Origin of the sequence: Herbaspirillum sp. meg3 (assembly GCF_002257565.1) — a bacterium.
Lineage (GTDB): Bacteria > Pseudomonadota > Gammaproteobacteria > Burkholderiales > Burkholderiaceae_D > Herbaspirillum.
The window spans coordinates 2,746,858-2,761,013 of sequence record NZ_CP022736.1 but is presented as its reverse complement, the minus strand read 5'-3'; the positions used below and the strand labels follow the sequence as shown (position 1 = coordinate 2,761,013).

Below are 14,156 nucleotides of genomic sequence, written 5' to 3'. Positions count from 1 at the left end.
CTGGTGCCTCAAGCAACAGGCATCTTGCGGAAGCCGATCGCAAAACGGTTCCAGGCGTTGATGGTGTTGATCGCCAGAGTCAGGTTGACCAGCTCGGCATCGCTGAACTGCGCGCGTACCAGTGCATAGTCTTCGTCAGGTGCACCCGTTTGGGAGATCAGGGTCAGCGATTCGCTCCAGGCCAAGGCTGCGCGTTCACGTTCAGTGAAGAACGGTGTTTCGCGCCAGACCGGCACGGCGTAGAGGCGGCGTTCAGTTTCGCCGGCCTTGCGGGCATCGGCGGTGTGCATGTCGACGCAGAAGGCGCAGCCGTTGATCAGCGAGACACGCAGGCGAACCAGTTCCAGCAGGGAAGTTTCGAGGCCGAGTTTGCCGACCACGTTTTCGAGTGCAATCATGCCCTTCAGGACTTCAGGGGAAGCTTTGTAGAAATCGACGCGTTGTTCCATGGTAATGCTCCTTGAGAGTGGATAAAAAGTCAGTTAATGAGCCGGATAAGTCGTGAATTGGCGTCTGCGGAGGGCCAGTTCTGTTGCCGTTTTTGCTTAGCCAGTGACGTCATCTTAAGGAGTCCAATGCCCTTCACGAATAACCAATTTCTCGAAAAATGAGGAGACCACTTTCATCAGTACCGCTAGAATCAGCGGTAACAAAAACAACCACAACAGGCTTGCGAACACGCCATGGAACTGCACATCGTCATCGAAGGAAGCAAAGATCTCGCCGGACAGGTTTACCGCCAGCTACGCGACGCTATCCTGACCGGCCGTCTGGCGCCGGGAGAGCAGGTGCCGCCGTCACGGCTATTGGCAACGCAGCTCGGTTTGTCGCGCAAAACCGTGTCGGAAGCTTATAGCCGCCTGACCCTGGACAAACTGCTGGTCGGCCAGATTGGCAGCGGCACCTTCGTCAATACGCCGGCAGAGGCCAAGCCGAAACCGAAGCGTTTCGAAAGCCGGGATCTCGCCGCAGGCAAACTCATCGAACATTGGCTGAATCAGTCCTTTCCGTTGTCGATGCGACATATCGGCCCGGAGACGCGCTCGCAGTATGACTTTCAAGGCGGCATCCCGGTGCGCAGGCAGTTTCCGCAGGAAGAATGGCGGCAATGCGTCCTGTATGGCTTGCGCCAAAGCAGCAACAGCAGCGGGTTTTATGCAGAAACCGAAGGTTTGCCCGCGCTGCGCGAGGCGATAGCGCGCCATGTATCGTTTGCGCGCGGGGTGCAATGCACGGCGTCCGATGTACTCGTGACCAATGGTGCGCAACAGGCCCTGGATCTGATCGCCCGCGTACTGGTTGAACCCGGCAGCGTGGTTGCGGTGGAAGATCCCGGCTATCCACCGGCGCGCATGCTGTTTGCGGCACAGGGCGCCAAGGTTGTTGGTATTCCCGTCGACAACGAGGGCATGCAGGTCGATCGGATTCCGGACGGCACGCGTCTGATTTACGTCACGCCGGCACATCAGTTTCCGCTTGGCATGCCGATGAGCGCGGGCCGCCGCGAGGCCTTGCTGGAACGAGCACGTGCATTGAGGGCGATCGTCATTGAAGACGATTACGACAGTGAGTTCCGTTACGAAGGACGGCCGCTGGATTCCTTGCAGAGCCTGGATCAGGATGGTTTGGTGGCTTTCGTCGGTACGTTTTCCAAGACCATCAATCCGGAACTGCGTGTGGGTTACGTCATCGCGCCGCCGGCCATCCGGCGCGCCATGACGATCGTCAAGGGGCTGTCGGACTGGCATACGCCGACCATGACCCAATGGGCAATGACCAAGTTCATCGACGAGGGCTATCTGCAAAAGCACATTCGCCGCTGCCACGGCATCTATGTCGCCCGGCGCGAAAAGCTGCATGCAGCGTTCAACGGCGACCTTCAGCCGTGGATGCGTGCTGTGCCGACCAACGCCGGTTTCCATCTGGCAGCGCAGATGACCGCCGAGGTCGACATGACGCAACTGCTGCGGCTGGCGCGACGCGTGGATGTTGCGCTGTACACGCTGGACGAGTTCTATTACGAGGCCAAGCCGCAACCGGCCTTGTTCTTCGGCTATGGAGCGATCGAATCACTCGACATCGAGGTGGCTTTGGGGCGTGTGGCCACGATCTTGACGGAATTGAGCCACTAGGGAAGAGGCAGGGGCTGAGCTCAGGCAACTTCAATCATCGGATAAAAATCACGATCTTCGCGCTGCATGCGTTCGAACAGGATCTTCAGCACGCGGTTTGCCTCGTTGCGAAAGCCTTCAGGGTTGCTTGCCACTTGGGCGGCATCGTTCCATTTACGCGCAAAGTCACCATAAGTCTCGGCAATATGCGTCATCTCATGCTGATACTGCTTGCCCAGCATTGCCAGTCGAGGATTGTTGGCTCCCTGCAGCGCGGGATAGAGGAATTTGTCCTCAATGGACAGATGCAGCTTGATCACAGAACTCATCTTGATGACCAAGGCTGCAATGTCGGCGGCGTTTTGAGGAATCCCGTCATGGGACAGCTCTTTGAGCTGGCAGATGCTGTTGAAAATGGCGACATGCTGGTGTTTGTATTTGTCGATGTTCATGGTGGTACTCGCTAAGCCTGTCTTGTTGTCAGGCCCGAAATAAGATGAAAGATAAAAAAGCACCGGGCCACACTGACTCATGTCGAGCGAACCAGCCCGATCCGGCGCAAACCTCACAATACGGTTGAGACTATTTCGCCTTCAATCCAGCGACGAAGCCGGGCCGAAGAACTCGTAGCGGCTTTGCGCTGCCGGCACGCCGAGATCGCTCAGGAGACGCTTGACGGCTTTCATGAAAGACTTGGGACCGACGAAGTAAGCATCCACGTCCATTGATGCCGGCAACCAGCTGCCCAGCTTGTCGCGATCCAGATAGCCGGTCGCATGCGGCGCCGGATCGTGTTCACGCGGCTGCTCGTAGCAGATGTAGTGCTGCAATTGCGGATGCTCTTGCGCCAGATCCGCGATTTTCTTGCCGAAAGCGTGCACGCCGCCGTGGCGCGCCGCGTGTATAAAAACGACCGGACGCTTGGTCGGCAGCGCCGCATCCAGCATCGCCAGCATCGGGGTGATGCCGACGCCGCCGCTGATCAGCACCAGCGGCTTGTCGCTGGCGGTCAGCGTAAATTCGCCGGAAGGCGGCATGAGGTCGATGGTTTTGCCGACCGTCATGTGGTCGTGCAGATAGTTCGACACCTTGCCGTTCGGCTCGCGCTTGACGCTGATGCGGTACATTTTGCCGTTGGGGGCAGCTGACAGCGAGTACTGGCGGCGCATTTCTTCGCCGTCGATATCAACGCGCAGACCGATGTATTGACCGGGTTGGAAGGCCAGAATCGCCTTGCCGTCTTCCGGGGCGAAGTAGAAGGAGGTAATTTCATCGCTTTCGTCGACCCGGCGCACGACCACAAACTTGCGCATGCCGCGCCAGCCGCCGTCGGCGGTTTCTTTGGCGCTATAGAGGCCTTCCTCAGCGCCGATCAGGATATCGGCCAACTGTCCGTAGGCAGCACCCCAGGCTTCGATCACCTGATCGGTGGCGATCTCGGCGCCAAGTACCTCGCGAATGGCACGCAGCAGGCAGTCACCGACCATCGGATAATGCTCCGGCAGGATCTGCAAGGCGACGTGCTTGTTGACGATGGTGCTGACCAGGCCTCCGAGTTGCTCCAACTGATCGATATGGCGCGCATACATCAGCACACCATTGGCCAGCGCACGCTGTTGATCGCCGCTGCCTTGGTGCGCTTTGTTGAAGTAAGGGATGACCTGGGGATAATCACGCATCAGCATTTTGTAGAAATGCGTGGTCAGTGCTTCGCCGCCGCTTTCGAGCAGGGGAACGGTGGACTTGACGATGGCACGGTGAGCATCGGATAGCATGGAGAACCTCTTTTTGTATGGGTTAGCCGGGAAAAAACGGCAAAAACATCGAAATGTCGCTGCAAAAAATCATTTCGTCCCGATCCTCTATACAATCTCCATGCCAGATGAAAAATCCTTTACAATCAGTTGCTTAGAAATTTGACGAGTCAAATTGACCTGAGTCAAATCGACACGAAAAGAGTAAAAATGACTCCAAAGCTCTTGCTGGACGCGCTGATTCCCCTCATGGCCGACTTGTCGCGCGAGATGCACGACAGTGAACGCTATCGTCGACTGCTCGACACCTTGCGCATGCTGTTTCCATGCGATGCCGCTGCCTTGTTGCGACTGGATGGTGAAATCCTGGTGCCGCTGGCCATCAACGGCTTGAGCAGTGACACCCTTGGCCGGCGTTTTCGCGTGAGCGAACACCCTCGGTTTCGCATCCTCTTGTCGAACGTGCCGCCCACGCGTTTCCCTGCGAACTCATCGCTGCCGGATCCTTATGACGGATTGGTCGAAGCCCATTCCGGCGAACTACATGTGCACGACTGCATGGGGTGCCAGATCACGATGAACGGCCGGCCATGGGGATTGCTCACGCTTGATGCGTTGGGAGCAGGGCGTTTCGACTCGGTCGATACGGCGTCTTTGCAAGCCTTCGCCAGTCTGGCGGCGGCAACTGTCAATGTCGCCGAACGGATCCACGATCTGGCCGAGACCAGCGAGCAGGAACGCCAGCGCGCCGAAGCTTACCGGCTGGCCGCAAACCAGAGCCGGCGTGAGCTGATCGGCCAGAGTCCGGCACACAAGAAGATGATGAAGGAAATCCGGCTGGCCGGGCCAAGCAACATGACCGTGCTGATTACCGGCGAAACCGGCGTCGGGAAAGAGCTGGTCGCCAATGCCATCCACGCCGCTTCCCCGCGTGCGCGCAAACCCATCATCAGCATCAATTGCGCCGCCTTGCCGGAGACCCTGGTGGAGAGCGAGTTGTTCGGTCACGTGCGTGGTGCATTTTCCGGCGCCGTCAGCGATCGGCGCGGCAAATTCGAGCTGGCAGACGGCGGTACCTTGTTTCTTGACGAGGTCGGCGAGCTGTCGCTGGCGGTGCAAGCCAAGCTGCTGCGCGTGCTGCAGAGCGGACAGATTCAGCGAGTGGGATCGGATGAGGAGCATAAGGTCGACGTGCGAGTCATTGCCGCGACCAATCGCAATCTGGAAGAGGAGGTGCGGCAAGGACGTTACCGATCCGACTTTTACCACCGGTTGAGCGTCTATCCATTGCTGGCGCCGCCGTTGCGTGAACGTGGGCACGATATTCTGTTGATCAGCGGATTTTTCCTGGAAGAAAACCGTTTCCGGCTGGGTTTGCTGAGCTTGCGCCTGGCCACTGACGCGCAGGAGGTCTTGCTCGGTTATCGCTGGCCGGGCAATGTGCGTGAACTGGAACATGTCATCGCGCGCACTGCGCTCAAAGCGCTGGCAAAACAGCCGGAACGTCCCCGTATCCTGACGCTGGCGGCAGAAGATTTTGATCTGGTCAATGAGATCAAGCCCCTGATCTCGGAACAGGAAGAACAGATCCAGACGGAGCTGGATCTGCAAAACGGCAGCAGCCTGCGTGATGCAGTCAGCGCCTACGAACGTCGTCTGATCAGCGCCAGCCTGGCGCGCAATGGCGGCAATGTCGCGTCCACCGCGCGCGAGCTGGGTATTGATCGCGCCAACCTCAACCGCATGGCAAAACGCCTGGGGCTGAAATAGCGCAGCTTACAGTCTTAAAACTGCTCCCATGAACCGCCGTCATCGTGCGCCGGTGCTTCACTGGTCAGGGACTTCTTCGGCGCAGTTGCCGGCACGGCGGATTTGACGCTGGGCCTGGCGGGCAGGGCGGCAGCCTTGGGCGTGATGTTCACGGTGCGCTTTTGGGGCGCAGCCGCCTGTACCTGTGCGTTGGGTTGGGACAAGGCATTGCGGTCCAGCTTGAACACGCTAACGGTTTGCGACAGGTTGCTCGCCTGCTCCTGCAAGGACTGGGCCGCCGCCGCCGCTTCTTCCACCAGTGCGGCGTTTTGTTGCGTCACCTCATCCATCTGCGTAATGGCGCGGTTGATTTCATCGAGGCCGACACTTTGCTCCTGGCTGGCAGCCGTAATTTCTCCGACGATATCGGTCACGCGCTTGACACTGCTCACCACCTCATCCATGGTCGAACCGGCTTGTTCCACCAGCCTGCTGCCGACGTCGACCTTGGCGACGGAGTCGTCGATCAAGGTCTTGATCTCCTTCGCAGCAGCAGAAGATCGCTGCGCCAGACTACGCACTTCGGAGGCGACGACGGCAAAACCACGGCCTTGTTCTCCGGCGCGAGCAGCTTCCACTGCTGCGTTCAGCGCCAGGATATTTGTCTGGAAGGCGATACCGTCAATCACGCTGATGATGTCGACAATCTTGCGCGACGACTCGTTGATTGAACCCATGGTGTTGACCACCTGACCTACGACATTGCCTCCCTGAACCGCCACTTCCGAGGCAGATACGGCCAGTTGATTGGCCTGGCGCGCGTTGTCGGCATTCTGTTTGACGGTCGATGTCAGTTCTTCCATGGCCGAAGCGGTTTCTTCCAGCGAGCCGGCCTGTTGTTCGGTGCGCGAGGACAAGTCCATGTTGCCGGAGGCGATTTCGCTCGATGCGGTCGAGATGGTGTCGGTGCCGGTACGTACGCTACTGACGATGCGCAGCAAATTGTCGTTCATCAGCTTCAGCGCCCCCAGCAACTGTCCGGTTTCGTCATTGCTGTCCTGCCGGATATCCGCAGTCAGGTCGCCGTCGGCTACCTGGCGGGCGACCTTGACGGCTTCGCCCAGCGGCTGGGAAATAAGACGTGCAATCCAGACCGCCAGCACCATTGCAAGTGTCACGCAGACGACCAGCATGCCGATGATCCACATGCGCGAGCTGGCGTAGGTGTCGTCAGCGGTTTTGCTGGAAACATCGGAGCCGTGATCGTTGATGTCAACAAGCTTGTCGATATCCTCAATCATCTTGCGATAGTTCTTGGTAGAGTCCCCCTTCATCAGGGCGCGCGCTTCTTCGTTTTTGTCCTGACGGGAGAGCGCGATGATCTTCGGATGTTCACCGACAAAGATGTCGATGGATTTGCTTACCTCCGGATAGAGGGCGCGTTCCTCCGGTTCGGATATCTGTGTTTCATACACCTTGCGCAGTTTGGCAAGGTTGTCGATCTGCTTGTTGGCGCTTTGTTCGATCTCGTCGAATTCCTTTTTATCGGAAGCGAGAATGTGTTGCTGTTCAAAGCTGCGAATACGGGCGGCAGTAAATTTCAATTGCGCCAGCGTACGTATGGTCGGCAGCCAGTTGGTCGAAATGTCGGTGGAGGCTGTGTTGACTTTGTCCAGTTGGACTATGGCGAAAACGCCCAATCCAATCACGAGAACGATCACCGACAGGAAAGTGGCGATCAGTTTGGTAGCGATTTTTAAGTTATAAAACCATTTCATGGTTGTCTCCTCGCTGTATAAATCGCAGTTGTCGATCGCATTTCCGCTGGAATGCGTGTTTCTAGAATTGCATAGAAATTAACTTTATTCAAATAAATACGAGCAATTTTTATGTGTTTTTTGGTAATTTTCGCCTTGCAATTTGGTGGTTTTGGGCATGTATAGTCGCTTTCTACTTGCCATCGCGATTGAGGAATAAGAAAGGGATTGACGTTATGCAGCAAAAAAATGCGTTTCCGGAACAAGGCCTGAGTCCGACACAGGATCAGATTCGCCGCCATTTGCATCGATCCAACGAGGTTGCCAAACGCGCCGTGAGTATCGGTCATCATCCGTTTGGCGCGATCCTGGTCGGCCCTGATCAGGAGACGGTACTCATGGAGCAATGCAATGTGGATACGGTCAATCACGCCGAGTCAGTGTTGGCGCGCATGGCGGCATTGAACTATTCAGCGGAGTTTCTCTGGAGCTGCACCCTGTACACCTCGGTGGAGCCGTGCTGCATGTGTGCCGGCACGGCGTACTGGGCCAATATCGGACGGGTGGTGTATGGGATGACCGAACGCCAGTTGCTCGATGTGACTGGTGCACACAAGGAGAATCCGACAATGAGTGTGGATTCGCGCTACGTGTTTGATCATTGTCAGAAACCGGTGGAGCTGATTGGCCCGATGCCGGACATGGTCGATGAGATCGTGGAGTTGCAGCGCAGCTTCTGGGCGTCGCGTTAAGAGCCGCTCCAGGAAATTGACCGGGCAGGCTTACGCCAGCGTGATATCGATGCCTTGCGCTTGATAAGGCGCGATCAGTTCGGAGGCCGTATCGCGGTTGACAACGATACGGCCGACTTCGTCCAGGGGGACGATTTCGAAGGGGGACGTCGTTTCCAGTTTGTCGGGTGAGGCCAGTACGACGGTTTCGGCGGCAGCCCGGCTGAAGGCGCGCTTGATGGCGGCTTCTTCAAAATCCAGTGAGGTGATGCCGGTGCGCGGATGCAGGCTGCATACACCCATGAAATATTGATCGGCGCGCACCTTGGCAATTTCTCCGATGGTGCTGCTGCCCATCGCCACGACAGAATGCTTGAACAACTTGCCGCCGATGATGATCACATCGATGTGGGCATGCCCGGACAACTCAACCGCTATCGACGGGCTGTGTGTGACCACGGTCGCATGCAGGTCCGGCGCGAGGTGGCGCGCCAGTTGCACACAGGTTGTGCCGCCATCAATGAAGACCACTTGGCCCGCTTGCACCAGCCCGGCCGCAGCCCTGCCGATATCCGCCTTGGCGCCAGGTTCGATATTCTGCCGGTTGGCAAACATCACCATCGGCGGCGTCACCGGTAGCGCACCGCCGTGCACGCGCCGCAATAGACCTTCCTTCGCCAGCTCCCGCAAATCCCGCCTGATCGTGTCTTCGGACACGTCCAGTTGCTCGCTCACGGGCTTGGCGACAATGCGGCCATCGCGGCTCAGCAGATCAAGCAGATGTTTTTTTCGTTGGCTGGTCAGCATGCGTTTTCCCGGAGAGTTCAATTGGGCAAGAGGTGGCAGTGTACAAGAGTACGTGCAGAAACGTGCAAGTTCGTGAATTAATACAATAATTATTGCACGAATATTCTTGATATTTCACGATATTGCATGATAGTTTAAATAAAGCAGGCACATTCCCGCACACGGTAACGCCTGAATTCACGTATTCACTGCACAGGAGCAAACAGATGGAAAACGAGCGCGTCCGCATCCGCAATGTCGAGGTCTTGTCCGACGATTGGTATTTGCTGAAGAAAACCACTTTCGACTATCGGCGCGCCGATGGCGTCTGGCAGACACTCAATCGCGAGACTTACGATCGTGGCAACGGCGCGACCATCCTGCTGTACAACCTGCAAAAACGGACGGTGATCCTGATCCGGCAATTCCGCTTTCCAACGTATCGCGACGGGCATGACGGTTTTCTGGTCGAAACGCCGGCCGGCTTGCTTGATAACGCCAGTCCAGAGCAGCGCATCCGTGACGAAGTTGCAGAGGAAACCGGCTATCGCGTGGGGGAGGTGCGCAAGGTATTCGAAGTGTTCATGAGTCCCGGCTCAGTGACCGAGAAGCTGCACTTTTTTGTCGGTGAATATGCCGGCGATGACCGCGCCGGCGAGGGCGGGGGCAATGTTGCGGAAGGCGAGGATATCGAGGTGATGGAAGTGCCGATTCAGCAGGCGTTGATGATGATTGCCGAAGGAGAAATCGCCGACGGCAAAACCATCATGTTGCTGCAATACGCGCAATTGCATCTTTTTGGCGCAGGGCCAAACTAAACAATCAGTAAGTCCGGAGAGCAGGCCGATGCGCTGCGGATCTCGTTACAAAGAGAGGGATTGTGTTCGATATTGCATGTGAATTAAAATGATAAGCATTCTTATTGGCTGCTTTGTCTTGAATCGTCACCGAGACCGGTTCGTGCTTCAGGTTCTCGGCATATGCCATGTGCACCGTCACAGCCGTCACTGCATTATGTGGAGGCCAGTTACACGGCTCGCACCGGCAAGGTCGATGCGGCTTTCCGCGCGGCCATCAATAAAGTTACGCTGAATCTGATCTGCACTTGCATTTGGTCTGCGATTGATCTGAATAGCTCGACATGAGCTGAACCTGCCGGCGGTCTTGCTCCAACAAGGGCAAGACCGCCTTGGCATTTTTTTGAAGTGACTTTATGCGTGCAGTTCTCGTCCTTTTACATCGTTGGTTCGGCCTTGGCGTCGCGGTGTTCCTGTTCATTTCAGGCGCTACCGGTGCGATCATTTCCTGGGATCATGAACTTGACGCGATGCTCAATCCGTCGCTGTTTCATGCCAACAGCGCAGAGCAAGGCGTGGTCGGCGCATCTCAGCCAATCGCCAAGCCGGGCCTTGAACTGGCCAATCTTGTCGAAGCAAAAGAACCGAAGCTGCGTGTTACCTATGTCCTGACCGAGAGCGAACCCGGCCATACCATCCCCATGATGATTGAGCCGCGTCTTGACCCCGTAACCGGCAAGCCGTACACCCTCGATTACAACCAGATCGCTGTTGATCCGATTACCGCCGAGATCCAGGGCCGCCGCATGTGGGGCGCCATCTCGGTCAGCCGCGAGAACCTGCTGCCTTTCCTCTACAAACTGCACTACACCATGCATCTGCCCGACGTCGGCGGCATCGAAACCGGTATCTGGCTCATGGGCATCATCGGCATCGTCTGGGCACTGGATTGCTTTATCGCACTGTGGCTGTCTTTCCCTAACTGGAAGAGCTGGCGCAAATCCTTCGCTTTCCGCTGGAAAGACGGTGGTCCCAAGCTCAACTTCGACCTGCATCGCTCCGGTGGCGTCTGGGTGTGGGGCTTGCTGTTGGTGCTCGCGGTGACGTCAGTGTCGATGAATCTCAATCTGCAGGTCATGCAGCCGATCATCAAAGTGTTCTCAACCATCACCCCGACCGCATTCGAAACACGCACGCCGGTCGCACCGGAGAAGGTTGTTGAACCGAAGATCACGCGTGAGCAAGTCACCCAGCTGGCCATTGAAGAGGGCAAACGCCGCGGCTTTGACGTGCCGGCCGGCGGGGTCTTTTATTCGTCGATGTTCGGCCTGTATGGCGTCGGTTTCTTCGTCCCCGGCAATGATCACGGCGACGTCGGCTTGGGCAATGCCTGGCTATATTTTGATTCTGCAACGGGTAAGCCGGAGGGCGCACGCGTTCCGGGTACCGGCAGCGCAGGCGATCTGTTTATTCAGGCTCAATTTCCGTTGCATTCCGGCCGTATTCTTGGTTTGCCGGGGCGCATCCTGATTTCCTTCATGGGTGCGCTGGTTGCCATGCTCAGCGTCACGGGCGTGATCATCTGGTTCCGCAAACGCCAGGCGCGGGCACGCCAGAAGATCAAGGCAAAAGAACAGGAAGCCGCTTCGCGAAGCAATACATCCGGCATCAAACCGGCTGCCGCCAAGGCGGGTAACGGGGTGGAGGGCAGGGAAAGCGCCTCGCTGTCATAAGGGGCAAGCACGGAAGAGATGGCGTCACAGCATCCTCTTGCGTACTGAAAGCCTTTAAAAAAGAGCCGCATCAACGTGGTTGAGCGGCTCTTTTTATTTTTGTTCCCCATATTCTTGTTTCCTCAATTCCTGCTCGTGACCTTGCGTAACGTGCTTGCAAACGTTTTCATCAACGCGCCGGCAAATTGCGCGCCGTCCAGTAAGACACCGCATCGGTCACCGTATCCATCAGTGTGTGCGCATCGGCAGATTTCACCAGATAGCCGTTGGCACCCAGTTCGTAACTCTTGCGGATGTCTTCACGATCAGTCGAGGTGGAAAACATCACCACCGGGATATGCGAAGTTGCCTTGTTGCCCTTCAGCATGCGCAGCAGATCATGTCCGCTCAGGCGCGGCATATGCAGATCCAGCAGGATGAGGAACGGATGCAGGTCGCGTCGCGCGGTGTATTCATGGCGAAATAGCACATCAGAGGCATCCTCGGCATCGCTGAACCATTCCCACTTTTCCGTGAGTTTTTTACGCAGAATCGCATACTTGGTCAGTTCAGCCACTTCCGAGCTGTCGTCCACCAGCAGGATGTCGGATTGTTGCATGCTCGTCACCTTCACAAAGATTGGGTCTCAATGGAGGCTCACCTTGTGGGGAGCCCATGAACACACCGACGACACAACACGATTCAAACCTTGCGTTTCGCTGGCCGTGTGTTCATGAGTTCATTTTGGCACGCTCGTACAAAAAGAATATCGGGGGATTCCTGAATTAATACTGATCAGTAGGTTGTTGTTGAAATGGCAAATAAAAACTAACTGATTTCATCTGTCCAGACCTTGAATTTGCTCAAGGTATTGGGGCCGAAAGTGTTGTTGAGTGCGACATCGGCCGCATCGCGGCCGCGGGCGATCAATACTCTGCCGATGCGCGGCGTATTGTTGCGGGCGTCAAAGGTATGCCAGCTGCCATCCAGAAAAACCTCAAACCACGCCGCAAAATCCATCGTGCCATACGGCGGTGGCGTGCCGATATCGCCCAGGTAGCCGGTGCAATAACGCGCCGGAATATTCATGCAGCGGCAAAAGGCGACGGCCAGATGCGCGTAATCGCGGCAAACGCCCACTTTTTCCTGAAATGCTTCCAGTGCCGTACGCGTCATGCGTGCGTTTTCATAGCCGAAAGTGATGTGGTGATGGACATAGTCGCAGATCGCCTGCACACGTCCCCAGCCGGTGGGCGCGTGTTCAAAGAGCTGCCATGCGGTTTCCGACAGGCGATCGGTTTCGCAGTAGCGGCTGCCGAGTAAGAATAGCAGCGGTTCTTCCGGCAGGTCTTGTACGGCAAGCTGCCGCGCCTGCGGCGAGAGCACATCGGGAATGCCGCTGTCGTTGACGATGGCATCGGCAGAGATGCGCATGCGGCCTTGCGGTGCGACGATGCGCGTACACCAATTGCCGAAACTGTCCCGGTAAGCAGTCCTTGGCACCGGTGGATCGAACATCAGATCGTCACGGCTTACCAGATCCGATACCCGCGTGAAGTGGACATTCAGATTGAAGATCATGGGCGTGGGCTTCGGGCAATCGTAGATCATTTCAAAACCGATATGGATTTTCATGGTGGGTTCCGGTGTTCAATCTATTGCAAAGGCACCTGCAAAACGCAGGACGCAATGACAACAGCTGAGATTAAAAAACTGCAGAAAATGTAAAAACGAAGAGCCGGCGACTGGAAATTGATGGGGGCACTTATGGGACATCCCGTGCACACGCCGTGCGCAAGCTATCCGGCAGCAAGGCGCCCAGCATCGCCCACTGCGCCGCATCTTCCTGCACGATATGTTGATTAACCTCCAGCTCGATTCCGATATACGCAGACGGCGAGAAGTGCGTGCGCAAGTAAGCGGTCAAACCATCCCCTTTGCCAGCATAAGGATAATTGCGACGTACGCGCAGTGCCGGTGCGGCTGCGGCTAACGTCGATTGCCACTGCGCGCACAGTTTGACCTCGCCATCCCGCCCGGGGTGATAGAGCAAACCAACATCGGCGCGGCGCACTTTGCCGTCCAGTTCAGGCGTAAAACTGTGCGAAGAGATGTGAATGACGCGCTTTCCCTCAGACACGGCTTGCCTGGCCAGTGCTTCGACCTGCGCGCGATAGGGGCGATAGTAGTGCGCCAGAATTTCCTCGCGCATCGCAGGCGATAAACGGCGTGTTGTCGCTGAAAAAAGCCGCGGATGACCGATAGAACGATTGAGGTCGACCAGCAAACGGCTCACGGTGGCGGTTACCAGCGCGCCGTCGCAGGCCGTCGCGAGCTTTTGCGCCATCACCAGCGCACCGGCATCGTAGCCGCGGTGAGAGTCGAGCAAGGCCCGCTCGTCGCGAAACAAAACGTCGTAGGGCGCGGGGATGACATTGCCCCCGTGTTCACAAGTAATGATGAAATAGTAAATCGAGAGCCCTTCGCACGAGGTATTCAGATACATGCCGGAACATCGCAACTACACTGTGCCGGTCGGAAGGGTGAGAGATTTGCAGTTTTGCAGAAAACGGGAAAGACGGTGATGTTGACAGCGATCAGCATACAGTAACACGTATGTGATAAAGCTATGTTCTCGGGGCGCAGGAAAGTGAGAGAGGTGTTGAATCGTGAAGCGGCGGCTTTGCTTTAGCCGTACAAAAAGTGCGCAATGACCGGCGGGATGTCCTTCGCAGAACGAGGCATCGCCATCGAACCGA

Annotated in this window: 13 protein-coding genes; 5 read left to right on the top strand and 8 right to left on the bottom strand. The window is 56.7% G+C overall.

Annotated features, from left to right (window positions below):
• Positions 1-8: 8 nt before the first annotated feature.
• The gene (locus hmeg3_RS12275) at positions 9-449 is read right to left on the bottom strand and encodes a carboxymuconolactone decarboxylase family protein (protein WP_094563964.1); all 441 of its coding nucleotides are present in this window, start codon (positions 447-449) and stop codon (positions 9-11) included.
• 234 nt (positions 450-683) lie between these two features.
• On the opposite strand from hmeg3_RS12275, the gene hmeg3_RS12270 reads away from it, so the two are divergent.
• Positions 684-2,132, top strand: coding sequence for a PLP-dependent aminotransferase family protein (locus tag hmeg3_RS12270; RefSeq protein WP_094563963.1), 1,449 nt, complete (start codon positions 684-686; stop codon positions 2,130-2,132).
• Positions 2,133-2,152: 20 nt separating this feature from the next.
• Here hmeg3_RS12270 and hmeg3_RS12265 read toward each other — a convergent pair whose 3' ends face one another.
• Positions 2,153-2,680 (bottom strand): hemerythrin domain-containing protein, encoded by a 528-nt coding sequence (locus hmeg3_RS12265; protein WP_369828818.1) that lies wholly within the window; start codon positions 2,678-2,680, stop codon positions 2,153-2,155.
• Positions 2,681-2,704: 24 nt separating this feature from the next.
• Positions 2,705-3,886: an NO-inducible flavohemoprotein gene (gene hmpA, locus hmeg3_RS12260; RefSeq protein ID WP_094563961.1), complete on the bottom strand. Its 1,182-nt coding sequence runs from the start codon at positions 3,884-3,886 to the stop codon at positions 2,705-2,707.
• Positions 3,887-4,075: 189 nt separating this feature from the next.
• Between hmpA and norR the strand changes: the two genes are divergently transcribed.
• The gene (gene norR, locus hmeg3_RS12255; RefSeq protein ID WP_094563960.1) at positions 4,076-5,635 is read left to right on the top strand and encodes a nitric oxide reductase transcriptional regulator NorR; all 1,560 of its coding nucleotides are present in this window, start codon (positions 4,076-4,078) and stop codon (positions 5,633-5,635) included.
• Positions 5,636-5,649: 14 nt separating this feature from the next.
• Here the strand turns inward: norR and hmeg3_RS12250 are convergent, their stop codons facing one another.
• Entirely contained in the window at positions 5,650-7,392 is a 1,743-nt protein-coding gene (locus tag hmeg3_RS12250; protein ID WP_094563959.1) for a methyl-accepting chemotaxis protein, read from the bottom strand.
• Positions 7,393-7,607: 215 nt separating this feature from the next.
• On the opposite strand from hmeg3_RS12250, the gene hmeg3_RS12245 reads away from it, so the two are divergent.
• Positions 7,608-8,123: a nucleoside deaminase gene (locus hmeg3_RS12245; RefSeq protein ID WP_094563958.1), complete on the top strand. Its 516-nt coding sequence runs from the start codon at positions 7,608-7,610 to the stop codon at positions 8,121-8,123.
• 30 nt (positions 8,124-8,153) lie between these two features.
• Here hmeg3_RS12245 and hmeg3_RS12240 read toward each other — a convergent pair whose 3' ends face one another.
• Complete coding sequence (locus hmeg3_RS12240; RefSeq protein WP_094563957.1) at positions 8,154-8,909, bottom strand: DeoR/GlpR family DNA-binding transcription regulator; 756 nt, start codon at positions 8,907-8,909, stop codon at positions 8,154-8,156.
• 206 nt (positions 8,910-9,115) lie between these two features.
• On the opposite strand from hmeg3_RS12240, the gene hmeg3_RS12235 reads away from it, so the two are divergent.
• Together hmeg3_RS12235 and hmeg3_RS12230 are read left to right on the top strand one after the other, a co-directional pair.
• On the top strand, positions 9,116-9,706 hold the full coding sequence (locus hmeg3_RS12235; protein WP_094563956.1) for an NUDIX domain-containing protein: 591 nt from the start codon (positions 9,116-9,118) through the stop codon (positions 9,704-9,706).
• A 395-nt stretch (positions 9,707-10,101) separates the two neighbouring features.
• A complete protein-coding gene (locus hmeg3_RS12230) occupies positions 10,102-11,418 on the top strand; it encodes a PepSY domain-containing protein (protein ID WP_094563955.1) in 1,317 nt (438 codons plus the stop codon).
• 169 nt (positions 11,419-11,587) lie between these two features.
• On the opposite strand, the gene hmeg3_RS12225 is transcribed toward hmeg3_RS12230, so the two are convergent.
• From hmeg3_RS12225 to hmeg3_RS12215, 3 genes are all read right to left on the bottom strand, one after another.
• On the bottom strand, positions 11,588-12,016 hold the full coding sequence (locus tag hmeg3_RS12225; RefSeq protein WP_094563954.1) for a response regulator: 429 nt from the start codon (positions 12,014-12,016) through the stop codon (positions 11,588-11,590).
• Positions 12,017-12,225: 209 nt separating this feature from the next.
• Positions 12,226-13,032: a transglutaminase family protein gene (locus hmeg3_RS12220; protein WP_094563953.1), complete on the bottom strand. Its 807-nt coding sequence runs from the start codon at positions 13,030-13,032 to the stop codon at positions 12,226-12,228.
• A 130-nt stretch (positions 13,033-13,162) separates the two neighbouring features.
• Complete coding sequence (locus hmeg3_RS12215) at positions 13,163-13,903, bottom strand: N-formylglutamate amidohydrolase (RefSeq protein ID WP_094563952.1); 741 nt, start codon at positions 13,901-13,903, stop codon at positions 13,163-13,165.
• Positions 13,904-14,156: the final 253 nt, after the last annotated feature.